The organism is Gilliamella sp. wkB308 (assembly GCF_001690185.1).
GTDB lineage: Bacteria > Pseudomonadota > Gammaproteobacteria > Enterobacterales > Orbaceae > Gilliamella > Gilliamella apicola_I.
In genome coordinates this window covers 220,252-245,086 of sequence record NZ_LZGN01000037.1, presented here as the reverse complement: position 1 = coordinate 245,086, position 24,835 = coordinate 220,252, and the positions used below count along the sequence as shown (strand labels likewise).

Here is a 24,835-nt window from a genome sequence, read left to right as displayed (position 1 = left end):
TAATTGATTATGAATATACAGCAACAATTACATTTAACTGGAGATGAAAAGGGATATTGGTTTGTTAGTCAAAATGGGCGTCTATGGTTACCGAATGGTAAAGTGCCGTTTGGACAAGCAAACGAATTGGGTTTTACTCAAGTGCTTGCACAACCAATCGGTGAATGGAATGGACAAACGGCTTGGCTTATTTGCAAGCAAATGAAAAACTCTATGAGTTCAATTCGATCTTTGCTTACCTATGAAGCCGATCAGTCATTATTCCATATGGCAGGGAGAGCGGTTCAATTATCTGAATTTTATCGTTCTCATAAATATTGTGGTTATTGTGGAAGTGAAATGTCTATCAGTAAGACGGAATGGTGTTGTATGTGTGATAATTGTAAAGAGCGTTATTATCCACAAATCTCACCTTCTATCATTGTTGCTATTCGAGACAAAAATAAAATTTTACTTGCAAAGCATGTTCGTCATAATCAGGATGATTTATATACTGTCTTGGCGGGATTTACTGAAATTGGTGAAACAATGGAAATGGCCGTTAAGCGAGAAGTTTTCGAAGAATCCAAAATACAAATAAAAAATATCCGTTATGTGGCATCACAACCGTGGCCATTCCCTAATTCGCTAATGATGGCGTATTTAGCTGATTATGACAGCGGAGAGATACAAATAGATAAAAACGAATTAGTTGATGCAGGTTGGTATCATTATTCGAATCTGCCTAAAATCCCAGAATATGGCACAATAGCAAGGCGACTAATCGAAGATACTATTGTGCTTTGTCGTGATTACGATAAGTTTGGTGAAGATTAAAGTTGTTTTATCGGTTTAATGAATATTTTTAAGTTTAAACGTTTTCATCTTGTTTTCTTAAAAATATTCACACTTTAGTGACGGCTACACCATACCGCTAACGCATTACAATCCCAGTTTTTCATCATGTCACACCATGCAGAACGCCAACGTCTGACAGTGTTACTGCTAAAATTCATCTTTTTTTCGATTTGCAAATTATTTTCACCTGACACCAGTAAATCGATAAATTGTAACCATAAGTCCGCTCTAGGTAATTTATTTAATTGGGTATCACCTAAAATATTAAAACTTTGTCGGCAACGTTTACATCGATAACATGTTCGTGTTCCGACTTTGGTTGTTTCTGATGATCCACAATGAAGACAAATGGGCGTTTTCTCATTGAGTAATGCCAGTATTTTTGAGTTCATGACTTGATGTTGTTCTTCTAAGGTTGTGGTGATTTTGGCTTGTTTATTATCGGTATACCACCTGTATAAACAAGTATAATTTATTTTTAAATATTGCATGATTGCATGATCGCGTCGTATAACTTTTTCAAGTGAACATGCTAATTTTTTGGCAATATATTGATAGCTTTTATTTTTAATACGATAAGTGAATATTATTTCTAACCAATTAAATGGTGTCAAACGATTGAAAGGAGTATTCGTTGCCGCGGTAGAATACTTATTACATGCTTTACAACGATAAGTGTTGGTCGGGTTTGTGCGAATCAAATAAAAATCGCTTTCACCACAAAATGGACATGCTTCAAAACGTTGCATAGTTATTCTTCTTAAGTTATGAAGAAAATTATTAAGATCATTGTGTAATTCAGATGGAACTAATTCATAAATCATTTATTACTCCCTAATCACTTGCTATCACAAATATTATCAGATATTTAGCTTAACAAGTAGGTGAGCTAACACTTTTTTACATTATTCTGATTTGTAAATTTTGAAGATTTTTTTAAGAAATTTTTTCACAATATTGAAATTATAAGAAAACTAAATTAATTGAAAATTAATAATCACGATGATTTGAAAATCTAGATATTTAATAATGGTTTACCTAATTATGTGTTCATCAAAATTTTAAATAAAGCGGAGGATTAAAAATCGACATGCAAAGATGAGCATGTCAATTTTATAAATGACTAAAATTAATTTTGTTAAGTGTTATTTAACCATTCGGCGACTTGTTTAGAAAAATAGCTCAATATGCCATCAGCACCAGCGCGTTTAAAGCAGAGTAATGATTCTAGAATTGCTGATTTTTCATCTAACCAATTATTTTCTATTGCTGCTTTTAACATGGCATATTCCCCAGATACTTGATAGGCAAAAGTCGGAACAGCAAAGGTGTCTTTCACTCGGCGAATAATATCAAGATAAGGCATGCCTGGTTTTACCATGACCATATCAGCACCTTCATTTAAATCTTGATAAATTTCTTGTAAGGCTTCATCGCTATTTGCTGGGTCAAGTTGATAAGTTTTTTTGTTACCACCTTTTATATTTTTAGCTGAGCCGACCGCATCTCGGAAAGGACCATAAAAACTCGAGGCATATTTGGCGGAATAAGCCATTATTTGCGTATTATGAAAACCTTGGGCTTCGAGTTCGTCACGAATTGCGCCAATGCGTCCATCCATCATATCGCTTGGTGCGATAATATCAACACCTGCATGAGCTTGCATTAAGGCTTGTTTAACAAGTGTTTCGACAGAAGTATCATTTAATACATAACCTTGTTCATTGATAATACCGTCTTGTCCATGAGTCGTATAAGGATCAAGTGCCACGTCGGTTAATATGCCAAGCTCAGGAAATTCTTTTTTTAATGTACGTACGGCTTTTGGAACTAAACCATTTTCATTATAGGCTTCTTGTGCAAGAAGCGATTTTTTTTCAGGTTCAATGGCGGGAAATATAGATAAAACCGGAATGCCTAATCGAACAATTTGTTCGGCTTCTTTTAATAACACATCAATGCTCATTCTGTTTACCCCTGGCATAGATGCAACCGGTTGAGTAATCTGATTTCCTTCAATAATAAAAATTGGATAAATCAGGTCATTAACACTTAAATGATTTTCTGCTATTAGACGTCGGCTAAAATCTTGTGCCCGATTACGTCTAAGTCGGCGTTTAGGATATTGACCTGTAATAAATGGTGACATAAAAGCTCCTGCTTACTTTTTCTTATTAAAATTAGGGTAATTATCCGATGCCAAAAGCTGTTTAGCAAATTAATTTGCTGTATTAGAATAAATCAAATTTTTACTTTACAACATACGTTGATTAGAGGTAAAATTGCGCACTAATTTTTAGTCCTTTGTGATATTAACCAATTTTGAGGTGAGAGGCACATGCCAGTAATTAAAGTACGTGAAAATGAACCTTTCGATGTAGCATTACGTCGTTTTAAACGTTCTTGCGAAAAAGCAGGAGTTTTAGCTGAAGTTCGTAACCGTGAATTTTACGAAAAACCAACGACAATTCGTAAACGCGCTAAAGCAGCGGCTGTTAAACGTCATGCTAAGAAATTAGAAAGAGAAAACGCTCGTCGCACTCGTTTATATTAATATTTTTGCGATTATTTATACTTAAAATTTAAATTGGTATAAAAATCAATTTATTATATTTTTAATATAAAGAATTCTTACAAGCCGTACACAAGGTACGGCTTGTTGTCTTTCTAAAATGCCAATATTGGTTGAACGTTCATTATGAAAGGTCAAATTCCTCGCGATTTTATTTTAGAACTGATTGCTCGATCTAGCATTCTAGATGTGATCAGTAAACGTGTTAAAATGAAAAAACAGGGAAATAACTATTTTGGTTGTTGTCCTTTTCATGATGAAAAAACGGCTTCTTTTTCGCTTAACGAAAAAAAACAGATCTATTATTGCTTTGGCTGTGGCGCAACGGGTTCTGCTGTCACTTTCTTGATGCAATATGAACGTTTATCATTTCCAGAAGCTATTGAAGAACTAGCCAATATGCAAGGGATCCGTGTCCCTTATGTCGATAGCGCAAACAAGCAAATAGACCAATCCAAACATATTGAATCTCGAAATATTCGCCGAGATTTATATACGTTAATGGCTAAAATTACCCATTTTTATCAGCAACAATTAGCCCAACCAACATCAACAGATGCCAATAAATACCTTGAACAACGCGGATTGAATGCCGAAATTATCAATCGTTATAAAATTGGTTTTGCACCAAATGAATGGCGATTAACCTTACAAAACGTGGTTAAAAGCAAAGCAGAAGCCGAGCTTTATAATCAAGCTGGTATGTTAGTCACGAATGATAATGGTAACCAATATGACCGCTTTCGTGGTCGAATTATGTTCCCGATTCGTGACAGACAAGGTAATGTGATTGCTTTTGGTGGGCGAACGATTATCAATGATAATGCGAAATATATCAATTCACCCGAAACGCCTATTTTTCATAAAGGGTTTCAATTGTATGGACTTTATGAAGCACAAGAAGTGAATCGTAATCCTAAACAACTGATGGTGGTTGAGGGATATATGGATGTTGTCTCACTTGCCCAATTTGGGATAGATTATGCAGTTGCGGCACTTGGTACAGCGACATCTGAAGAGCATATTAAGTTGTTATTTAGAGCAACTGATTCTGTCCTATTTTGTTATGACGGCGATAATGCCGGACGTAGTGCAGCTTGGCGAGCACTTAATGTATTATTACCTTGCTTGATTGACGGTAAAGAGATAACTTTTGCTTTTTTACCACAAGATGAAGATCCGGATAGTTTGGTTCGAAAAATAGGTAAAGATGGATTTGAGTCCTATTTACAAACGGCGCCAAATTTATCTAAATTTTTATTTGATGAGCTTTTAAAACAAGTTGATTTAAAAACGCCTGAAGGAAAATCTAAATTAAGTTCACTCGCTTTACCTTTAATTGATCAAGTAAAAGCAAAAGCATTCCGTTTAAATTTGTTGCAACAATTAGGTAAATATTTGGGTTTACTTGATGTGTCTCAGCTTGAGCAATTATTGCGTGCAAGTCGAAGTAAAAACGATACAAATACGGTGGTTAATACGCCTGTGTCTCAGGTAAAACTTACTACTATGCGTATTTTAATCGGCTTATTAATTCAGTACCCTTATCTTGCTAAGCTAGTCACCGATATTAAAGCTATCAGTCAAGTGAAAATGGCGGGAATTGAAATTTTTATTGAACTACTTGAATTATGCCAACATTACCCAAATATAACTACTGCACAGATCTTAACTGAATATATTGATAAACCGTTTTATAAGCAACTAAACCGGTTAGCAATATGGGAGCACCATTATCAAGACAATCAAATAGAGTCAATTTTTTCGCATACGTTAAAAGAGTTATATGATAATATACTCGCCCAACGGCAAGATGAACTGATCGCAAAAGAGAGAGTCTCCGGCTTAAGTACCGCAGAGAAAAAAGAATTAGCGACACTTATACTTGTTTTATCGAAAAAAGACTAAATATTGGGTATATGTAGAACCAAATTTTACCGTGTTTTACATATATAATATACATGACCGAACAACTTTAATGTGGATACCTTTATGGAGCAAAATTCTCAATCACAGCTTAAACTCCTAATCATTCGAGGTAAGGAGTTAGGATATTTAACCTATGCTGATGTCAACGATCACTTGCCTGAAGAGATTATTGATTCAGATCAGATTGAAGATATAATCCAAATGATTAATGACATGGGGATTCAAGTGCTTGAAGAAGCCCCAGATTCTGATGACTTATTACTTTCAGACAATGTCCCTGATGAAGAAGCCGTTGAAGCAGCAACTGCATTGGTATTATCAAATGTTGAGTCAGAAATTGGTAGAACAACCGATCCCGTCCGTATGTATATGCGTGAAATGGGGGCAGTTGAGCTACTAACTCGTGAAGGCGAAATTGATATAGCCAAACGTATTGAAGATGGGATTAACCAAGTCCAAACATCGGTATCAGAATATCCAGAAGCAATTACTTATCTTTTAGAACAATATAATTTAACCGAAAGTGGTGAGGTACGATTATCCGACCTAATCACTGGTTTTGTTGATCCTAATGCTGAAGGATCAGGTGATGCACTTCCTGAAGATTTGGAAGATAGTGAAGCAGACATCGAACTTGATGACAGTGATGATGAAAGCGAAGACGATGATGGCGATTCTTCAGCAGATGATGATGTCTCTATCGATCCTGAAGTTGCACGTGCTAAATTTGCTGAATTAAAAGAGCAACACGATAAAACATCAGAAGCGATCAAAAAATACGGACGAGCTCACAAAAAAGCACAAAAAGAGATCGAAAATTTATCTGAAATATTTAAGCAATTTCGTTTGGTTGGCAAGCAGTTCGACATTCTTGTCAACAATATGCGAAGCATGATGGATCGTGTAAGAGCACATGAACGTGTCATTATGAAGATTTGTGTCGAACAAAGTAAAATGCCGAAAAAACAGTTTATGACCTATTTTACGGGTAATGAAAATAACATGAACTGGTTTACTAAAGCATCAAACTCAAAAGGGGCTTTTGCCGCTAATTTAAAAGAGTTTGAACAGCAAGTTGCTGCACAAATTGAATCGCTACAAAAAATTGAAACGGAAACGAATCTTTCTATCGAGCAGATTAAAGATATTAACCGTCGTATGTCTATTGGTGAGGCGAAAGCTCGTCGTGCTAAAAAAGAGATGGTTGAAGCAAATTTACGTTTAGTGATCTCTATTGCTAAAAAATATACAAACCGTGGTTTACAGTTCTTAGATCTTATCCAAGAAGGTAATATTGGTTTGATGAAAGCGGTTGATAAGTTTGAATATCGTCGTGGTTATAAATTTTCAACCTATGCAACTTGGTGGATCAGACAAGCGATTACTCGTTCGATTGCCGATCAGGCAAGAACTATCCGTATTCCAGTACATATGATTGAAACGATTAATAAATTGAATCGTATTTCACGTCAAATGTTACAAGAAATCGGTCGTGAACCAACACCAGAAGAGTTGTCAGAGCGCATGCAAATGCCTGAAGACAAAATACGTAAAGTACTTAAGATTGCCAAAGAACCAATCTCAATGGAAACGCCAGTAGGTGATGATGAAGATTCACATTTAGGGGACTTTATCGAGGATACGGCGCTTGAGCAACCATTAGATGCGGCAACATCTGAAAGTTTACGTAGCGCAACACGTGATATTCTTTCTGGGTTAACCCCACGCGAAGCAAAAGTATTACGTATGCGGTTTGGTATTGATATGAATACCGATCATACGCTTGAAGAAGTTGGTAAACAGTTTGATGTAACACGTGAACGTATTCGTCAAATTGAAGCCAAAGCACTGCGTAAATTGCGTCATCCTAGCCGTTCAGACGTGTTACGTAGCTTTTTAGAATAGTCTTTTTTATTTTTAATTATATCGCCACAATTGTGGCGATTTTTTTAACGTGTAAACTTGTTAACTATGAATATATTACAACGTTTTAAGATAGATCCATTTTTATTAATTCTGATTTGCGTTGTGCTGACTGCTAGCTTGTTTCCTTGTAAAGGTGAAACTAAAACTGTGTTCGAACATCTAACCACTTTTGCTATTGGTTTACTGTTTTTTATGCATGGTGCAAAGCTTTCTTTTCAATCAATTGTTATGGGCATTAAAAATTGGCGGTTACATTTGCTGATTTTTATCACGACTTTTGTGGTTTTTCCTATTTTTGGCATCATGATGCAACTATTGGTGCCGACTTTCCTATCTGAAAATCTTTATTTAGGATTTGTCTATCTTTGCGTTTTACCTGCGACTGTTCAATCTGCCATTGCTTTTACATCAATTGCTAAAGGTAATGTCGCAGCAGCCATTTGTAGTGCTTCAGCATCCACGTTATTAGGTGTCTTTATCACGCCTGTATTAGTTGGTTTATTGATGCATACACAGGCTGTTGCATCCATGAATATCATGGATGCCATTAGCTCAATTATGCTTAAATTAATGTTACCCTTTATTATTGGTCATTTATCCAGACGCTATATAGGCAAATGGGTCGACAAATATAAAAATATCATTTCTAAAACGGATCGTTTATCTATTCTTTTAGTGGTTTATGTGGCATTTAGTGATGCGGTTGTAAATGGAATTTGGTCTCAAGTTGGTGTGTTATCGCTATTTAGTGTCATCTTTTTTTCTATTTTATTATTAATTCTTGTATTATTGTTCACTACTTATAGCGCAAGATTATTGGGCTTTAATAAAGAAGATGAAATCACCATTGTATTTTGTGGGTCAAAAAAGAGTCTTGCTAGTGGTATTCCCATGGCAAGTGTGATTTTTCCTATATCGATTATGGGAATAATGATTTTACCTTTAATGATTTTTCACCAAATTCAATTGATGATTTGTGCCTTTTTAGCCGCTCGTTATGCGAAGCGAAAAATATAAAAATTATTTTGCTCATTGCCTTATTCTCAAGGATAATAGAGCCGCCATTAACTACAGAAAGATATATTATGTTTCATCTATTTGCTGATTTAGAATTTTCAACAATTATATTATTAGTCTTTGCATTGCTTTTTGTTCTTTTTTACGAAGCAATTAATGGATTTCATGACACAGCTAATGCTGTGGCAACTGTCATTTATACAAGAGCATTGAAAGAACAACTCGCTGTTTTTATGGCTGGCGTGTTTAATTTTTTTGGTGTACTTTTGGGTGGGTTAAGTGTTGCTTACGCAATTGTTCACCTTTTACCCACCGATTTATTACTTAATGTTAGTTCAGCGCATGGACTGGCAATGGTTTTTTCAATTTTATTTGCTGCCATTATTTGGAATTTAGGGACATGGTATGTCGGTATTCCTGCATCAAGTTCTCATACCTTGATTGGTTCAATTATTGGGGTTGCACTTGCTAACGCATTTATCATGGATACTTCAATTATTGAAGCGCTTAATATTCCTAAAATGATTCAAATTTTCCTATCATTAATTGTTTCCCCTTTGGTAGGGTTAACCATTGCGGGTTTAATGATATTTTTATTGCGTAAATACTGGACTCGTAAAGGTCAAAGTAAAAAAAGCAGTAAAAAAAGAGAACGCATCTTTATGACGCCAGAACAGCGTGAAAAACTCTATGGTAAGAAGAAACCTCCTTTTTGGATCCGTATCATGTTAATTATATCAGCAGCAGGTGTTAGCTTTTCACATGGTGCGAATGATGGGCAAAAAGGGATTGGTTTGTTAATGTTGGTTTTAATGGGAATTGCACCAGCAGGCTTTATTGTCAATATGAGTGCATCTACTTATGACATTACCAATACGCGTAATGCCATTCACAATATTGAAGAGTATTTTGTTTCACATCAAAAAGATTTAACCAGCGTAATTGGTCATCAACCAGCTATCGATTCGACAATTCCAACCACCGATATTAATCAATATCACTGTGATTACTCTCGTTCATTTATGACGATCGGTATTGCTAATTCATTATTTAATAAACTAAATGATTATGAAGCATTAACGGTCGATCAACGTTCACAAGCAAGACGTATTTTACTTTGTTTATCCGATACGGTATCGCATGTTGCAAAACAACCTAATGTTTCCACTGAAGATAGACAATATCTAAAATCCTTAAATAATGATTTACTCAAAACCGTTGAGTATGCGCCTGTTTGGATTATTATTGCTGTTGCTTCAGCATTGGCATTAGGTACCATGATTGGTTGGCGACGTGTTGCAATCACTATTGGTGAAAAGATTGGTAAAAAAGGGATGACCTATGCACAAGGCGTGTCAGCGCAAATTACTACCGCATTATCAATTGGTATCGCCAGTTATACCGGAATGCCTGTATCAACGACACAGGTTCTTTCTTCATCAGTTGCCGGTACTATGATTGTTGATGGTGGTGGGGTACAAAGCAAAACGATAAAAAATATTGCATTAACTTGGATTTTAACATTGCCAATTTCAATTTTGCTATCTGGATCACTTTTTTGGCTTGCTCAAAAATTAATTTAGTAGTAAAAAAGAAGATATTCATTTTACTTTTAATCTAAGCGCCAAAAAAGAAAGGAGTAAAGAACAATGGCTTATAAACATATATTAGTCGCAGTGGATTTATCACCTGAAAGTGAAGTGCTTGTTGAAAAAGCGGTATCGATGGCAAGACCTTATAATGCTCAAGTCTCATTGATTCATGTTGGTATTAATTATTCTGATCTTTACACAGGTTTAGTTGATATTAATATGAATGATATGAAGGATAAAATTACCGAAGATGCCCATATCGCTTTAAATAAATTAGCTGATGATGCCGGTTATCCTATCGCTCATACATTATCAGGCAATGGCGAGTTTGGTCAGGTATTGATTGAAGCTATTCATGAGTTCAACGTTGATCTTGTTGTATGTGGTCATCATCAAGATTTCTGGAGTAAATTAATGTCTTCTGCGCGTCAACTTATCAATAATACACATATTGATACTTTGATTGTTCCATTAAAAGATGAAGAACCGGCAGAGCAAACCGCTAAAGGAAAAGTTAACGATCAACCCGCTTAAACAGCGGGTTTTTTTATTCTTTGCACGTTATTATAAAGCAATGCTACCCATTCTTATTTTATAAGTTAGATGAATGTAACATGGCTACTTTGCCATTTTTTAATAAGGCATATTAACGTTTTCAGCGCTATACTCAAAGGTATCAATTAATCAATAAGGAGAGTTACGATGAATATTGCATTAGTGACAGGGGCATCTTCAGGTTTTGGTCAAGCAACGTGTCGTAAGTTGATTGCTGATGGTTACAAAGTCATCGGTACTGCAAGACGAGAAGATAAATTAAAAAATCTTGCCAGTGAACTAGGGTGTAATTTTTTACCATTGGTTTTAGATGTGACCAAAAAAGATGCGGTAGAATCTCTATTGTTACAACTTCCTCAAGAGTTTCAACCCATTGATATTCTTATTAATAATGCCGGCTTAGCGTTAGGACTCGAACCTGCCTATCAAGCTAATTATGATGATTGGGAAACCATGATTGAAACAAATATTATTGGCTTAGTGCATTTAACACATCAAATCTTACCGGGAATGGTTGAGCGTAATTTTGGTTATATCATTAATCTTGGATCTGTTGCGGGGAGTTATGCCTATAAAGGTGGCAATGTGTATGGTGCATCTAAAGCCTTTGTAAAACAATTTAGTGCCAATTTACGAACAGATTTACTGGGTAAAAAAATTAGAGTGACCAATATTGAACCGGGATTATGTGGCGGAACTGAATTTTCGAATGTGCGATTTCATGGTAATAATGAACAAGCCGCTGCTGTTTATAAAGGTGTGGATTATATTACGCCTGACGATATTGCTAATACCATTTCATGGTTAGTCAATACACCACCACATTTTAATGTGACTTCGATAGAAATTATGCCTGTGGCTCAAGCTCAAGCAGGATTATCAGTATTTAAAGAGTAAAAAACAAAATAAATCATTTTGTTTTATTGAATAGTAAAAAATTAAATTTAGTAAACAAAATAGACTTGCACTTAAGCTAATGGATTGCTATTCTTTTATCCTATAATTTTGATTAAGGTTTATGGCAATGACTTTCTCTGAAGTAACAAAAACATTTGCGACAAGTTTGCCTGGCACAGATAGTTATGTCAAACTGCGTAAAGCTATGCGCTCATTAATTCAAGACGATCCAAAAAATGCTGCCGTGTATTTTTTGATTTTTGGGTTTGCGCGAACTTATGTCATGTTGTATGAAGATCAGGAAGTGTCACCCCAGTTTGCCGAAGATAATCAAAAATTAATGTTGTCGTATTTAAATATCCTTGATGAAGCATTGAAAAAACAAGATGCACAAAGCATATATCAAGCATTGAACAAAGTGGTCAATGAATACGAAAATAGCAAAAAAGTATTTTGATATAGCAGCCCGATATGAAAATGTCGGGCTGTTTTATTTTGTATAGCAATAAAAAAAGAGTAGAGAATATCATGAACATAGTAATGACAATCACAGGCATTATTAGCACCTTAGGCACCATTATGCGATCTAGGGCGGGTTGATATTTTTCTAAAAAATATAAGAAAACCCGCCAAAAAAGGCGGGTTTTTATTTTGTATTGAAGATATGAGGTTCAAAATTTCTTATAAGATGAAACGACTTCAGGCAAGATAAGAAAGAAATCTTATTCAACTGCAATGAATTTTTATTAGACGTTTTGGCTCAATGGTATTTTGGATGGTCAATGACATAACTTAGGATAGTAAGGGTGGGTGTGATATGAAAGTATTAAAATTTGGAGGAACATCTGTCGCTAATGCAGAACGTTTTTTACGAGTAGCAGAAATTATTGAGAATAATGCTAAACAGGAGCAAACAGCGACAGTATTATCGGCGCCGGCAAAAATCACTAACCATTTAGTAGCAATGGTTGAGAAAACGGTTGATGGGCAAGATATTAAAAATAACCTTTATGAAGCGGAAAAAATCTTTGCGGATTTGTTAGAAGGTCTTTCAAAAGCACAACCAAATTTTGCTTACGAAGCCATGAAGCTTTTTGCGTTAAATGAGTTAAATCATATCAAACAGCTACTTGAAGGTATTCGTTTATTGGGGCAATGCCCTGATAGCATCAATGCTTCTATCATTTGTCGAGGTGAAAAACTCTCTATTGCCATTATGCAAGCACTGCTTAAAGCGAAAGGGCATTTAGTGACGGTTATTGACCCAGTGGCAATGCTAATTGCAGAAGGTGACTATTTGGAATCAACGGTTGATATTGCTCAATCCACACATCGAATTAGTGATATGCATATCCCTGAAGACCATATAATATTGATGCCTGGTTTTACTGCCGGAAATGATAAAGGGGAACTCGTTGTGCTTGGGCGTAATGGCTCTGACTATTCTGCTTCGGTATTAGCGGCTTGTTTGCAAGCTAGTTGTTGCGAGATTTGGACGGATGTCGATGGTGTTTATACTTGTGATCCTCGTATTGTACCGGATGCTAAATTACTCAAGACTATGTCTTATCAAGAAGCCATGGAACTTTCTTATTTTGGTGCCAAAGTGCTTCATCCAAGAACCATTTTACCTATTGCTCAGTTCCAAATACCTTGTCTTATCAAAAATACCAATAATCCTGATGCGCCGGGAACATTGATCGGTGCTAATGTTGTTGATTCAACAACACCAGTAAAAGGCATAACTAATCTCAATAACATGGCTATGATTAATGTATCTGGCCCTGGTTTGAAAGGTATGGTCGGCATGTCGGCACGGGTCTTTGCTGCCATGTCTTATGCAGGTATTTCGGTTGTACTCATTACGCAATCTTCATCAGAATATAGTATTAGCTTTTGTATTCCTCAAACAGAATTATATCGAGCTCAAGAAGCATTAAATGATGAATTTTATTTAGAATTAAAAGATGGATTACTGGAGCCGATTGAAGTGATTGATAAGCTTGCTATTATCTCGGTGGTTGGTGATGGTATGCGTACGCTACGAGGCTTATCAGCTAATTTCTTTACTGCTTTGGCACGAGCCAATATTAATATTGTTGCTATTGCTCAAGGTTCATCTGAACGCTCAATTTCGGTCGTTGTGGATAATGATGTCGCCGTAATGGGTGTACGTGTTACTCATCAAATGCTATTTGGCACCGACAAAATGTTAGATGTCTTTGTCGTTGGTGTTGGTGGTGTAGGGGGAGCACTGGTTGATCAGATAGGACGCCAACAAAAATGGCTTAAAAACAAACAGATTGATTTGCGTGTTTGTGGTCTGTTTAATTCTAAACACAGTTTATTAAATCGTGATGGCATTGATCTAAAAAATTGGCGAGAACGGATTAAACAATCTGACATCCCTTATACTCTAGAAGGCATAATTGAATTTGCTAAAAATAATCGTCTTCTCAATCCAATTTTGGTTGATTGTACATCTAGTAGTGAAGTGGCTGATAAATATGCAGACTTTTTAGCCAATGGTTTCCATGTGGTTACCCCTAATAAGAAAGCGAATACCAGTTCAATGGCTTATTATTTACGTTTACGACAAGAAGCTGAAAAAAGTAAACGTAAGTTCCAATATGATACCAATGTGGGTGCAGGATTACCCGTTATTGAAAATCTACAAAATTTACTTAATGCTGGTGATGAACTTATTAAATTTTCGGGTATTTTGTCGGGTTCGCTTTCTTTTATTTTCGGTAAACTCGATGAAGGAATGTCGTTATCAGAGGCGACAAAATTAGCAAAAGAGAAAGGCTTTACTGAACCTGATCCAAGAGATGATTTGTCAGGGACAGATGTTGCTCGCAAACTATTAATCTTAGCCCGTGAAGCAGGATTACAACTTGAGTTAGATCAGATAAAAGTGGAATCGGTGTTACCTAAAGAATATGCGCAAGGAAGTATCGAAGAGTTTATGACAAAATTACCTCAGTTGGATGCTGAATTTAAAGCAAAATCCGAAAAAGCGATACAAGAGGGGAAAGTATTGCGTTATGTAGGCAGCATTGAGGGCGGACAATGTAGTGTTAAAATTGAAGCCGTCGATAGTGAAGACCCACTTTATAAAGTTAAAAATGGTGAAAATGCATTAGCATTTTATACTCGCTACTATCAGCCAATCCCATTAGTCTTGCGAGGTTATGGTGCAGGTAATGATGTTACTGCGGCGGGTGTGTTTGCCGATATTTTGCGTACAACATCAGGAAAAATCGGAGGTTAAATGACACATCAATCCATAACAGTATATGCTCCTGCATCAATGGCAAATATCAGTGTGGGATTTGATATTTTAGGTGCAGCAATTAGCCCAATAAGTGGAACGATGCTTGGTGATTGTATCACTGTTGAATCATCAACTGAGTTTAAACTGGTTAGTAAAGGGCAATTTGTTAAAAAATTGCCACGAGACCCTAAATACAACATTGTTTATCAATGTTGGCAGCGTTTTTGTAAAGCAATAGGTAAAACGTTGCCGGTTAGTATCACACTTGAAAAAAATATGCCTATTGGTTCTGGTTTAGGGTCAAGTGCGTGTTCAGTCGTGGGGGCGTTTGTTGCCTTAAATGAGTATTTTGGTCAACCTTTTAATCAAATTGAAATGCTTAAAATGATGGGGGAACTAGAAGGACGAATTTCGGGTAGTGTGCATTATGATAACGTTGCACCTTGCTATTTAGGTGGCATGCAACTGATTCTGGATGAAATGGGCATAATCAGTGAATCTATTCCTCATTTTGAAGATTGGTATTGGGTTATGGCTTATCCGGGGATCAAAGTCTCAACGGCTGAAGCACGGGCTATTTTACCTGCACAATATCAAAAATCAGATTGTGTCGCTCATGGTCGTTATGTAGGCGGCTTTGTGCATGCCTGTTATACGCAGCAATCTAAATTAGCCGCCGCCATGCTGATCGATAATATCGCTGAACCTTATCGCAAACAGTTGTTACCAAACTTTGATGAAACACAGCAACGTGTAAAACAACTTGGTGCGTTAGCTTCAGGTATTTCAGGTTCTGGACCAACTATGTTTGTTATTGCGGATAAATTTGAGACTGCACAGCAAATCGAACTACTTCTTAAAAGTCGCTATTTACAAAATAGTGACGGGTTTACGCATATTTGTAAAATTGATCAACAAGGGGCAAGAGTAATTTAAGTTTATCCTTTTTTGAAACGTGAGTTAGACTTAAACCTATTCTAATTTATTATTGACTAACCGCTAAAAAGGTTGTCAAAAAGTGTAACCAATTAAAGTATAAAGATTATTGGAAAATATCATGAAATTGTATAATTTAAAAGATCACGCTCAGCAAGTTAGCTTTGCTCAGGCCGTTAAGCAAGGATTAGGACGAAACCAAGGGCTTTTTTTTCCAGAAACATTGCCAAAATTTTCTGAAAACGAAATTGAATCGCTATTAAAACTCGATTTTGTCACGCGAAGTGCCAAAATCTTATCCGCATTTATTGGCGATGAAATTAGTCATCAAGATATGCAACGTTTAGTTAACAATGCCTTTCAATTTCCTGCGCCAGTCAAAGCAGTTGAAAATGATATTGGTACTTTAGAGTTATATCACGGCCCAACACTTGCCTTTAAAGATTTTGGTGGGCGCTTTATGGCGCAAGCATTAGTTCAAGTTGCAGCCGATGATAAAATCACTATTTTAACGGCGACGTCGGGTGATACCGGTGCTGCGGTTGCCCATGCTTTTTATCATCTACCTAATATTCGGGTGGTAATTTTATATCCACAAGGAAAAATCAGCCCGCTACAAGAAAAACTCTTTTGTACATTGGGCGATAATATTCATACTATTGCTATTCAAAGTGATTTTGATGCCTGCCAGGCTTTGGTTAAAAAAGCCTTTGATGATGAAGAGTTAAAGACAGCAATTGGTTTAAATTCAGCAAATTCAATTAATATTAGCCGGTTACTCGCCCAAATTTGCTACTATTTTGAAGCTTATGCCCAGCTCACGCCAAAGCAACGAGAACAATTAGTCATTTCGGTGCCAAGTGGTAATTTTGGTGACTTAACTGCCGGATTATTAGCTAAAACAATGGGGTTACCGATTAAACGCTTTATAGCTGCGACTAATGCTAATGATACCGTTCCTCGTTATTTAGAAACGGGTAAATGGGAGCCTCATCCTACTATTGCCACGCTATCTAATGCAATGGATGTGAGTCAACCTAATAACTGGCCACGTATAGAAGAAATTTATCACCGTGAAGGTTGGGTTTTAAAAACACTTGGACATGCCGCTATTTCCGATGAAGTTTCTAAACAAGCCGTTCGTGAACTGGATAAAAAAGGTTATTTATCTGAACCGCATGGCGCTATTGCTTATCGTGCGCTTCGTGACCAACTACAAACTGGTGAATATGGATTATTTTTAGGTACCGCACACCCTGCAAAATTTAAAGAAGTGGTTGAAGATATTTTGGGGCGAACCATTCCATTACCTAAAGCATTAGCTGAGCGTGCAGATATGCCGTTACTTTCACATAATATGCCTGATGATTTTGTCAAATTACGTGATTTTTTGATTCAGTTAGATTGGTAATTGGCTTTCCGTCGCTGAATTGGCGACGGTCTGTTTGGCTGGGTAAGTAAGTGTTCAAGCTAATTTTCAAAAACAAATTGACTTTCTTAAGGTAAACCTTGTTTAAATTAACATTTTCAGATATTGTAATGTACATTATGTCATTATAGAGATGTTTTATGTACTGTCCGTTTTGTAATGCTGAAGATACTAAAGTCATTGATTCTCGTTTGGTTGGTGAAGGATACCAAGTCCGTCGCCGTCGTCAATGTGTGGAATGTAATGAACGTTTCACCACATTTGAAGTTGCTGAATTAATCATGCCTAATGTCATCAAAAGCAATAAAGTTCGTGAACCATTTAACGAAGAAAAACTCCGTAATGGCATTAAGCGTGCACTTGAAAAGCGTCCTGTTAGTTTCGATGCTATTGAAGATGCCATTACACGTATTAAGTCTAAACTGCGAGCAACGGGTGAGCGAGAAGTTCCTGCAAAATTAATTGGTGACTATGTTATTGAGGAGCTTAAAAATTTGGACAAAATCGCTTATATTCGTTTTGCTTCTGTCTATTTTAGTTTTGATGATATTGAACAATTTAGTAATGAGATTGCTAAATTACAACAAAAATAATCAATAATATGACAACAATTTCTGATCAAGATCACGTTTACATGCATCAGGCGATTGAGCTTGCTAAGCTTGGTCGTTTCACGACAACGCCTAATCCTAATGTCGGGTGTGTCATCGTTAAAGATAATCAAGTTATTGGTACTGGTTATCATCAAAAAGCGGGTCAACCACATGCAGAAGTTTATGCCTTACAAATGGCGGGACAACAAGCAAAAGGTGCAACCGCTTATGTTACCTTAGAGCCTTGTAGTCATTTTGGTCGAACGCCACCTTGTGCAGATGCATTAATTCAATCAGGGGTTAAACGTGTCGTTATCGCCATGCAAGATCCCAACCCTAATGTTGCAGGTAAGGGCATTAAACGTTTACAAGATGCAGGTATTGAGATAACCCTAGGGATTTTAGCTGACCAAGCGGAAGCAATTAATCAAGGTTTTTTAAAACGTATGCGCACAGGCTTACCTTTTGTCCAACTTAAACTGGCTGCTTCGTTAGACGGAAAAATCGCTATGGCATCGGGTGAAAGCAAGTGGATAACCTCAAACAAAGCCAGAGAAGATGTACAGCAGTTTCGTGCTCAAGCCAGTTGTATATTAAGTACCCGTAGAACAGTACAAACAGATAATGCAAGTTTAACGGTTAGATATAATGAATTGCCGGATGCCATAAAAAAAATATATTCGTTAGAAGATGTCAGACAACCAATTCGCGTCATTATCGACAGTCAAGATGAGTTAACAGGAACTGAAAATATTTTTAATCAATCCGGTGAAACATGGGTGATACGAAAAAACGATACCCCCTTACAAAAGCCAAATACCAAAATAATTATTGAACCAACGCATGACAAACAAATAGATTTATCTAAATTATTTTCGTTATTGGCTGAAAAACAGATGAATACGGTTTGGGTTGAAGCTGGTGCTCATCTTGCAGGTGCATTAATCGAACAAGATTTAGTGGATGAACTTGTTATCTATTATGCCCCTAAATTATTGGGACATAATGCGTTAAATATGTGTATATTACCCAATCTGCAAAAGCTTGCATTCGCACCACAATTTCAATTTGAGTCAGTTGAAATGATTGACGAAGATTTGAGAGTAATTCTTAAACGAAAATAACCTTCATTTCCAATATTCATTTAAATATGTTTAACAAAGATTCAAGTTCTAGTGACTATTTGCAAGTCTGATAAATGCAAATTTATGGGACTCAATAGTTATCACAATTCCACTTGATTGTGATTATCTCCTATGAGCTAAGGTGATCCAAACTCATAGGATTAAATATTAATTACCCTTGTAAAATAGTCAATAACTCCTCAGGAGTTTGAACGGCATGTATGCGTGCTAAGGTATTTTCGGCAATCACCGATCGAGTGAGTTGGCGCAGTATATTTAGATGCTCATTAGCTTTTGCAGCAATGCCTATAACAACATAAGCAACATTATCATCTTCATCCCAGTGAATGCCTTGCGGAAAATAGATAATCTTCAAACCTGTATTTAATACGCTATCACGTTTATCGGTGGTACCATGAGGAATGGCAATACCATTACCTAAAAAAGTCGATATTTGCGCATCTCTATCATACATTGCTTGAGTATAGTCATTGGTGACTAAATTGGCTGTTATCATACTTTCTGTGACTAACTTAATGGCTTCTTGTTTGGAATAGTTACCATTTAAAATCGATATATCATTGGTTGATAGGGTTAAATTGCTCATATGGCGTTCCTGTTTAAAAATTATCCTGAATAATTGTTTAACTAGCTGTTAATTGATTAACGCATTGTTATTGATGTTGATTTTCTTTTCTCATGCATACGCAGTAAACCCAGTAACACAGCGCCAATTAGTGCACCAATAAAAATGCAAGCTACCCATAAAAGCGGTTTATTAACCAAAGGCAATACTAAAAAGCCGCCATGTGGAGCAGGCACTTGAATTTGGCATAAAAATGTCAATACTGAAGCAATTGCCGACGATAACATCATGATTGGAATGACTCGCAAAGGATCTTTTGCTGCAAATGGAATTGCGCCTTCGGTAATATGAGTAGAACCGAGAATATAATTGACAATACCCGCAGCACGTTCTTCTTCTGTAAAGGCTTTATTACGGAAAATGGTAGTTGAGAAGGCAATAACAAAAGGCGGTGCAATGCAAGCAGCTGAAACCCCAGCCATAAAATAGTAGTTTCCTTCACCCAATAACATAGTACCTGTCACATAAGCTGCTTTATTAATAGGGCCACCAAAATCAAAGGAACACATAGCGCCAATAACAATACCGAGTAAAATTGGATTAGTATGTTGTAATGAACCAAGCCATACAGCCATTGTGTTATTGGCTATGGCGATTGGTTTACCTAGATAATACATCCCTGCTCCAATAACAAATACACCGATTAATGGCATGATAAAAATAGATTTCAGTCCTTCGAAAGAGCGAGGAAGATGATCTAACCATTTTTTAACATATAGCATTAAATAGCCAGCAGCAAATCCAGCGAGAATACCGCCTAAAAAACCTGCTCCAGTAGCTGTAGCCATTAATCCACCTACAAAACCGGCAACCATCCCTTGCTTACCTGCAATGGAATTGGCTATAAAAGCGGTGAAAATGGGTACCATAATGTCAAATGCTTTTCCACCGATTTGTTTAAGCATTGCTGCAAATTCATTATATTGTTCATTATTAGGATCTGCGGAATAAATACCCCATAAAAAGGATAAAGCAATGAGTACACCACCAGCGACAACGAAAGGCAGCATGTTTGACACACCACTCATTAAATGTTTATAGAGCTGGCGTCCAATCGATTCTTTGACTTCCATTTGGTTTGAACTTGCATTATTAACACTATTTTGTACACCTTTGCGAACAGGAACGCTTCCCGAAGTTATTTTTTCTATTAATGCTGAAGCTTTATGAATACCCTCTTTAACGGGAACTTCAATAACAGGTAAACCATTAAAGCGATCAGGATTAACATCTTTATCTGCCGCAATAATCACCCCAATGGTATTAGCCATATCAGCTTCGGTTATTGCATTATCAACACCACTTGCACCATTGGTTTCTACTTTAATTTCAATTCCAGCTTTTTGCGCAGCTGATTTTAGTGCTTCTTCTGCCATATAGGTATGTGCGATACCGGTTGGGCAGCCTGTTACAGCGAGTATCTTCTTCATAACGCCCCCTTTATTTAATTTGGGTAACTACAAGTTTCTCCATATAGGCACTGATTTTATCGAGTAGACCTAATCCATCTGATTCTGCAACATTAGCCCCTGTTGCAGAGGCTTTTTTCATTGCTTTTTCAACGTGTCCTAGTGTTGGTAGCCATTCACTAAGAAATGCGGCAAGTGACGCATCACCTGCACAAGCAGAACTGACCAATTTGATAGCCATGGCATTACAAAACCATATGTGCTGACCATTTGAAAAGTAAAGACCTTTTTCCCCCATAGTTAATAAAATATTTTGAGCACCAATTGAATGTACCGTTGATAGTGAAGCAATGACTTGTTCCTTTGTTTGGGTTTCTAATCCAAAAATATCTTTTAGTTCATCATTATTGGGTTTGATTAATAACGGTTTATAAGTAAGTAATTGAGCGAGTTTAGGATGACTGATATCTAAAATAACTTGAATGTTTTTGGTTTGGCATATGGCTAAAACAGATTGATAATATTCAGGCTCGATGTTATTAGGTAGGCTACCACTGATGACTAAATAGCTATTGTGATCAAGAGAATCAATGATGTTTAGCATTTCAGCTTTCTTTTTATCTGGCACAAAAGGCCCTTTTCCAACTAGCTTATATTCATTTTGTCCATCATTAATAAAAACGTTAATGCGAGTAATATCATCGATAAAACAAGGTTTGATTTCAATTTGCATTTTGGTGAGTTCATCAATAATATATTTTCCTGAAAATCCACCAAAAAAGCCCAATGCACATGTTGGTTTATTAAACTTTTTTAAAACAATTGAAACGTTAACGGCTTTACCATTGGGACTATATTCTGTATGTGAAGTACGATTCACTGAATTGGGATTTAGACCTTGGCAACGGATATTCATATCAATTGCCGTATTAAGTGTTAAAGTATAGATCATAGGATTGACCTCTTAGAGTTTACCGGCACATCCACATGTTGTAATGATTTTTTTAACTACTTCTTTCATTGCTGCTTTTGCTGGTTTCATGTAATGTCGAGGATCATTAGCATTTGGATTGTCGATGAAATAGTGTTTTAGCGCATCAGAAAAGGCGATTTTGAGTTCTGTTGCTACATTGACTTTACAAATACCACGTTGAATGCATTCACGAACATCTTTGTCTGGAACACCTGAAGCTCCATGTAATACCAGTGGGATATCAACCATAGAACGAATTTCAGAAAGTCGATCAAAATCTAATTTAGGTTCCGATTTATAAAGACCATGAGCAGTCCCAATTGCAATGGCAAGTGAATCAATTCCTGTTCGTTCAATAAATTCAATTGCTTGTTTAGGATTGGTATATAAAGCATCTTTAGCATCCACCACAAGATCATCCTCAACTCCACCAAGCCTACCTAATTCAGCTTCAACACTCACATCATAGCGGTGAGCATAATCAACAACGCGTTTTACTAACGCAATATTTTCTTCAAAAGAAAAATGAGAGCCATCAATCATGACTGAGCGTATCCCTGAATTAATTTTTTCAACGATATCATCATATTCTTCATGATGATCGAGATGGACGGCTAATGGTACTTTGTGTTTTTTAGATAGCGCTTCGGCAATGGCAATAATATTTTCTGTACCAGCATAACAGTATGTACCTGGCGTACCGGCTAATATTACAGGGGACTGTAATTCGGCAACCGTTTCAACAATAACTTGCATGGTTTCTAAATTGTGTATGTTAAAAGCTGGAACGGCATAATGTTCATGCTGTGCTTTTTTTAACATATTGTGACTTGTAATGATAGACATACAATAACCCCTTAAATTAATTTGCAACCAGAACTAAATTTTAAAATGAAAGTATTTTCATTAAATTATGATTGCAAAACGAAAGTTACGCCAGTGTCATTACCGTGAGTTGGATCACAAAACTGAATATTTATTCAACAATGAAAGTAATTTAAATTGATAAAGATAAATTTAAATGGTTAACATGTAACCCTGTGATTTTGATAATGTTAAGATGTGGTATCTTCGATGAAACATCGCTTATTAATTATTGTTGACCACTTGTATGATAAATTCTATTATCATTAATCTTAATTGGTTTTATGTAATACAGGACATTAAAATTGGCTAAAGTGTCTTCAGCCCTTTTGAAACGTAGATTGGACATTGCGGAAATAGTAAGAAAAAAAGGCGAAATTAAAGTTGAAGAGTTATCATACATGCTTCAAGTTTCAACTGTTACTATTCGTCAAGATTTAACCTATTTAGAACAACAAGGATATTTAAAGCGTTCTTTTGGTGGGGCAATTTATTTGTCACCAGAAGGAACAAATAATAAAACGCAAATTGTAGCGGCGAATAATTCATTACCTGTCGATGATGTTTATGATATTGATTTAGTAAAGAATTGCTTAAATTATATTAATGATGGCGATACCATTTTTTTAAGTCATGGCAGACTTACAAGAAAGCTTATTCCCTATTTGCATGTTAAAAAATCATTAAAATTAATCATGAATGATATTAATAATGCACAATTAGCGAAAGAGTTCACCGATGCTAATATTGTTCTTACTGGTGGTGTATTATTAAAAAATAATATTTTGCATAATGATATTAACGATTCAATTTTAGATGATTATTCAATTTCACATTTTATTGTTGAATTAACCGCCATTAATCATGATAACCAAATAATAATTGAAGATACTGAGCAAATCAGTATATATCAACAATTAATCAAAAAAGCCCATCACATCATTGGTATTTTACCTCAGCGTGTTGTTTATAATAATGATCATAGCATTGGAAAGCTAAAAAATATGGATGTGATGATCTTATCCCGACCCGCTGTAACCGAATATCATCAGCAATTATTAGATTCTAATTTCAAGCAATTTGCCGCAAATAAATTTAGTGTCATTTACCAAAATGAATTAGGAGCATAATGTGAATTTTAAGATTTGTTCTATTGGGGAGCTACTAGTTGAATTTTTAGCAAAGGAACAAAATCAGCGTTTTGATCAAACAGGCGAATTTATAGGCCCTTTTCCAAGTGGTGCGCCAGCTATATTTGCTGACCAAGTGGCAAAGTTAGGGGTTCCGGTCGTTTTTTTTAGCTGTGTTGGTAAAGATACCTTTGGCAAAATGTGTGTCAATCGGCTTAAACAAGATGGTGTCATTACCGATGGTATCACTTTTCATAATAAAGCAAATACGGGTAGCGCCTTCGTATCATACCGCAATTTTAATGAAAGAGATTTTATTTTCAATATCCCTAATAGTGCCTGTGGTCTTCTTTCATTCAACCATATCAACGAAAATCTGTTGAAAGATTGTACTCATTTACATGTTATGGGTTCATCGTTGTATTCGTTTCGTGCAATTGATGCGGTGCGCAAAGCATTAGATATCATCAAGCGAAAAGGAGGGACTATTTCTTTTGACCCAAATCTACGCAAAGAAATGTTTAATATTCAAGAGATGGAGCAATCTTTTGGTTATATCATGGAATATACTGATATCTTTTTACCTAGTGAAAGTGAAGTGAATTATTTTGCAGACAATAATAATGAAAACGAACAAGAAACCATAATAAAATTGCTTCAAAAAGGGATCAAACATATTGTTGTAAAATGTGGAGTGAAGGGGGCAACTTATTATGGTTATGATGAACAAAATACGATTAAAAAGATTCATGTCGATAGTTTTACAACGCAATCAATCGATCCAACAGGCGCAGGAGATTGTTTTTCAGCAACATTTGTCAGTTTAATGCTTGCGGGATTTAGTGTTGAAAAAGCTTTGCAATATGCAAATGCAAGTGGCGCGTTAGCTGTTTCACAAAAAGGTCCAATGGAAGGCACCTCTACCTTAACAGAATTAGAAAGATTTATTTTTAATTCCAAAGTTAATTAAATATCGTAAACTTTTTTAATGTGGGTGGCAGATAAAAAAAGTCCCAATAACTAGGTTATTGGGAAAACATAAGGAATAGGAAAACAATGAAATAAATACATTGTCGAATACATTATGCACTATTTTTTAGTAAATGTATGTAACTCGATGTAAATTTTT

General features: G+C 36.0%; 22 protein-coding genes. 16 read left to right on the top strand and 6 right to left on the bottom strand.

Annotated elements, in window-relative coordinates; all coding sequences use genetic code 11:
• Positions 1 to 9: 9 nt before the first annotated feature.
• On the top strand, positions 10 to 816 hold the full coding sequence (nudC, locus tag A9G10_RS07510; RefSeq protein ID WP_065558923.1) for an NAD(+) diphosphatase: 807 nt from the start codon (positions 10 to 12) through the stop codon (positions 814 to 816).
• A gap of 74 nt (positions 817 to 890) precedes the next feature.
• Here nudC and A9G10_RS07505 read toward each other — a convergent pair whose 3' ends face one another.
• Both A9G10_RS07505 and hemB read right to left on the bottom strand, forming a co-directional pair.
• Positions 891 to 1,661: a hypothetical protein gene (locus tag A9G10_RS07505; RefSeq protein WP_065558922.1), complete on the bottom strand. Its 771-nt coding sequence runs from the start codon at positions 1,659 to 1,661 to the stop codon at positions 891 to 893.
• A 314-nt stretch (positions 1,662 to 1,975) separates the two neighbouring features.
• The gene (gene hemB, locus A9G10_RS07500) at positions 1,976 to 2,986 is read right to left on the bottom strand and encodes a porphobilinogen synthase (protein WP_065558921.1); all 1,011 of its coding nucleotides are present in this window, start codon (positions 2,984 to 2,986) and stop codon (positions 1,976 to 1,978) included.
• Positions 2,987 to 3,175: 189 nt separating this feature from the next.
• Between hemB and rpsU the strand changes: the two genes are divergently transcribed.
• The 13 genes from rpsU (at position 3,176) to ribD (ending at position 18,684) form a co-directional block, all read left to right on the top strand.
• Positions 3,176 to 3,391, top strand: a complete 216-nt coding sequence (gene rpsU, locus A9G10_RS07495) for a 30S ribosomal protein S21 (protein ID WP_034882800.1) — start codon at positions 3,176 to 3,178, stop codon at positions 3,389 to 3,391.
• 144 nt (positions 3,392 to 3,535) lie between these two features.
• On the top strand, positions 3,536 to 5,317 hold the full coding sequence (gene dnaG, locus A9G10_RS07490; protein ID WP_065558920.1) for a DNA primase: 1,782 nt from the start codon (positions 3,536 to 3,538) through the stop codon (positions 5,315 to 5,317).
• An 84-nt stretch (positions 5,318 to 5,401) separates the two neighbouring features.
• Complete coding sequence (rpoD, locus tag A9G10_RS07485; RefSeq protein ID WP_065558919.1) at positions 5,402 to 7,243, top strand: RNA polymerase sigma factor RpoD; 1,842 nt, start codon at positions 5,402 to 5,404, stop codon at positions 7,241 to 7,243.
• 66 nt (positions 7,244 to 7,309) lie between these two features.
• The gene (locus A9G10_RS07480; RefSeq protein WP_065558918.1) at positions 7,310 to 8,281 is read left to right on the top strand and encodes a bile acid:sodium symporter family protein; all 972 of its coding nucleotides are present in this window, start codon (positions 7,310 to 7,312) and stop codon (positions 8,279 to 8,281) included.
• A gap of 68 nt (positions 8,282 to 8,349) precedes the next feature.
• The gene (gene pitA / locus A9G10_RS07475) at positions 8,350 to 9,864 is read left to right on the top strand and encodes an inorganic phosphate transporter PitA (RefSeq protein ID WP_065558917.1); all 1,515 of its coding nucleotides are present in this window, start codon (positions 8,350 to 8,352) and stop codon (positions 9,862 to 9,864) included.
• Positions 9,865 to 9,930: 66 nt separating this feature from the next.
• Complete coding sequence (uspA, locus tag A9G10_RS07470) at positions 9,931 to 10,407, top strand: universal stress protein UspA (RefSeq protein ID WP_065558916.1); 477 nt, start codon at positions 9,931 to 9,933, stop codon at positions 10,405 to 10,407.
• A gap of 168 nt (positions 10,408 to 10,575) precedes the next feature.
• A complete protein-coding gene (locus A9G10_RS07465) occupies positions 10,576 to 11,325 on the top strand; it encodes an SDR family oxidoreductase (RefSeq protein WP_065558915.1) in 750 nt (249 codons plus the stop codon).
• A gap of 127 nt (positions 11,326 to 11,452) precedes the next feature.
• Complete coding sequence (locus A9G10_RS07460) at positions 11,453 to 11,782, top strand: hypothetical protein (protein ID WP_065558914.1); 330 nt, start codon at positions 11,453 to 11,455, stop codon at positions 11,780 to 11,782.
• A gap of 360 nt (positions 11,783 to 12,142) precedes the next feature.
• Entirely contained in the window at positions 12,143 to 14,599 is a 2,457-nt protein-coding gene (gene thrA, locus A9G10_RS07455) for a bifunctional aspartate kinase/homoserine dehydrogenase I (protein ID WP_065558913.1), read from the top strand.
• Positions 14,600 to 15,538: a homoserine kinase gene (gene thrB / locus A9G10_RS07450; RefSeq protein WP_065558912.1), complete on the top strand. Its 939-nt coding sequence runs from the start codon at positions 14,600 to 14,602 to the stop codon at positions 15,536 to 15,538.
• Positions 15,539 to 15,659: 121 nt separating this feature from the next.
• Positions 15,660 to 16,949, top strand: a complete 1,290-nt coding sequence (gene thrC, locus A9G10_RS07445; protein WP_065558911.1) for a threonine synthase — start codon at positions 15,660 to 15,662, stop codon at positions 16,947 to 16,949.
• Positions 16,950 to 17,107: 158 nt separating this feature from the next.
• Entirely contained in the window at positions 17,108 to 17,560 is a 453-nt protein-coding gene (gene nrdR, locus A9G10_RS07440; RefSeq protein WP_065558910.1) for a transcriptional regulator NrdR, read from the top strand.
• A gap of 8 nt (positions 17,561 to 17,568) precedes the next feature.
• Positions 17,569 to 18,684, top strand: a complete 1,116-nt coding sequence (ribD, locus tag A9G10_RS07435) for a bifunctional diaminohydroxyphosphoribosylaminopyrimidine deaminase/5-amino-6-(5-phosphoribosylamino)uracil reductase RibD (RefSeq protein WP_065558909.1) — start codon at positions 17,569 to 17,571, stop codon at positions 18,682 to 18,684.
• Between the two features lie 172 nt (positions 18,685 to 18,856).
• On the opposite strand, the gene A9G10_RS07430 is transcribed toward ribD, so the two are convergent.
• Genes A9G10_RS07430 through A9G10_RS07415 form a run of 4 tightly spaced genes read right to left on the bottom strand, consistent with a single transcriptional unit; the run spans position 18,857 to position 22,558 of the window.
• A complete protein-coding gene (locus A9G10_RS07430) occupies positions 18,857 to 19,291 on the bottom strand; it encodes a PTS sugar transporter subunit IIA (RefSeq protein ID WP_065558908.1) in 435 nt (144 codons plus the stop codon).
• 56 nt (positions 19,292 to 19,347) lie between these two features.
• A complete protein-coding gene (locus A9G10_RS07425) occupies positions 19,348 to 20,760 on the bottom strand; it encodes a PTS fructose transporter subunit IIC (protein WP_065558907.1) in 1,413 nt (470 codons plus the stop codon).
• A 10-nt stretch (positions 20,761 to 20,770) separates the two neighbouring features.
• Positions 20,771 to 21,691: a 1-phosphofructokinase family hexose kinase gene (locus tag A9G10_RS07420; protein WP_065558906.1), complete on the bottom strand. Its 921-nt coding sequence runs from the start codon at positions 21,689 to 21,691 to the stop codon at positions 20,771 to 20,773.
• A gap of 12 nt (positions 21,692 to 21,703) precedes the next feature.
• Complete coding sequence (locus A9G10_RS07415) at positions 21,704 to 22,558, bottom strand: tagatose bisphosphate family class II aldolase (RefSeq protein ID WP_065558905.1); 855 nt, start codon at positions 22,556 to 22,558, stop codon at positions 21,704 to 21,706.
• Positions 22,559 to 22,890: 332 nt separating this feature from the next.
• On the opposite strand from A9G10_RS07415, the gene A9G10_RS07410 reads away from it, so the two are divergent.
• Positions 22,891 to 23,706, top strand: a complete 816-nt coding sequence (locus A9G10_RS07410) for a DeoR/GlpR family DNA-binding transcription regulator (protein ID WP_257006727.1) — start codon at positions 22,891 to 22,893, stop codon at positions 23,704 to 23,706.
• A 1-nt stretch (position 23,707) separates the two neighbouring features.
• Entirely contained in the window at positions 23,708 to 24,676 is a 969-nt protein-coding gene (locus A9G10_RS07405; RefSeq protein WP_065558903.1) for a sugar kinase, read from the top strand.
• Positions 24,677 to 24,835 lie beyond the last annotated feature (159 nt).

Excerpts from the sequence above, each read along its gene's own strand:
- nudC (WP_065558923.1), top strand. The coding sequence starts at position 10 with ATGAATATACAGCAACAATTACATTTAACTGGAGATGAAAAGGGATAT.
- A9G10_RS07505 (WP_065558922.1), bottom strand. The coding sequence starts at position 1,661 with ATGATTTATGAATTAGTTCCATCTGAATTACACAATGATCTTAATAAT.
- hemB (WP_065558921.1), bottom strand. The coding sequence starts at position 2,986 with ATGTCACCATTTATTACAGGTCAATATCCTAAACGCCGACTTAGACGT.
- rpsU (WP_034882800.1), top strand. The coding sequence starts at position 3,176 with ATGCCAGTAATTAAAGTACGTGAAAATGAACCTTTCGATGTAGCATTA.
- dnaG (WP_065558920.1), top strand. The coding sequence starts at position 3,536 with ATGAAAGGTCAAATTCCTCGCGATTTTATTTTAGAACTGATTGCTCGA.
- rpoD (WP_065558919.1), top strand. The coding sequence starts at position 5,402 with ATGGAGCAAAATTCTCAATCACAGCTTAAACTCCTAATCATTCGAGGT.
- A9G10_RS07480 (WP_065558918.1), top strand. The coding sequence starts at position 7,310 with ATGAATATATTACAACGTTTTAAGATAGATCCATTTTTATTAATTCTG.
- pitA (WP_065558917.1), top strand. The coding sequence starts at position 8,350 with ATGTTTCATCTATTTGCTGATTTAGAATTTTCAACAATTATATTATTA.
- uspA (WP_065558916.1), top strand. The coding sequence starts at position 9,931 with ATGGCTTATAAACATATATTAGTCGCAGTGGATTTATCACCTGAAAGT.
- A9G10_RS07465 (WP_065558915.1), top strand. The coding sequence starts at position 10,576 with ATGAATATTGCATTAGTGACAGGGGCATCTTCAGGTTTTGGTCAAGCA.
- A9G10_RS07460 (WP_065558914.1), top strand. The coding sequence starts at position 11,453 with ATGACTTTCTCTGAAGTAACAAAAACATTTGCGACAAGTTTGCCTGGC.
- thrA (WP_065558913.1), top strand. The coding sequence starts at position 12,143 with ATGAAAGTATTAAAATTTGGAGGAACATCTGTCGCTAATGCAGAACGT.
- thrB (WP_065558912.1), top strand. The coding sequence starts at position 14,600 with ATGACACATCAATCCATAACAGTATATGCTCCTGCATCAATGGCAAAT.
- thrC (WP_065558911.1), top strand. The coding sequence starts at position 15,660 with ATGAAATTGTATAATTTAAAAGATCACGCTCAGCAAGTTAGCTTTGCT.
- nrdR (WP_065558910.1), top strand. The coding sequence starts at position 17,108 with ATGTACTGTCCGTTTTGTAATGCTGAAGATACTAAAGTCATTGATTCT.
- ribD (WP_065558909.1), top strand. The coding sequence starts at position 17,569 with ATGACAACAATTTCTGATCAAGATCACGTTTACATGCATCAGGCGATT.
- A9G10_RS07430 (WP_065558908.1), bottom strand. The coding sequence starts at position 19,291 with ATGAGCAATTTAACCCTATCAACCAATGATATATCGATTTTAAATGGT.
- A9G10_RS07425 (WP_065558907.1), bottom strand. The coding sequence starts at position 20,760 with ATGAAGAAGATACTCGCTGTAACAGGCTGCCCAACCGGTATCGCACAT.
- A9G10_RS07420 (WP_065558906.1), bottom strand. The coding sequence starts at position 21,691 with ATGATCTATACTTTAACACTTAATACGGCAATTGATATGAATATCCGT.
- A9G10_RS07415 (WP_065558905.1), bottom strand. The coding sequence starts at position 22,558 with ATGTCTATCATTACAAGTCACAATATGTTAAAAAAAGCACAGCATGAA.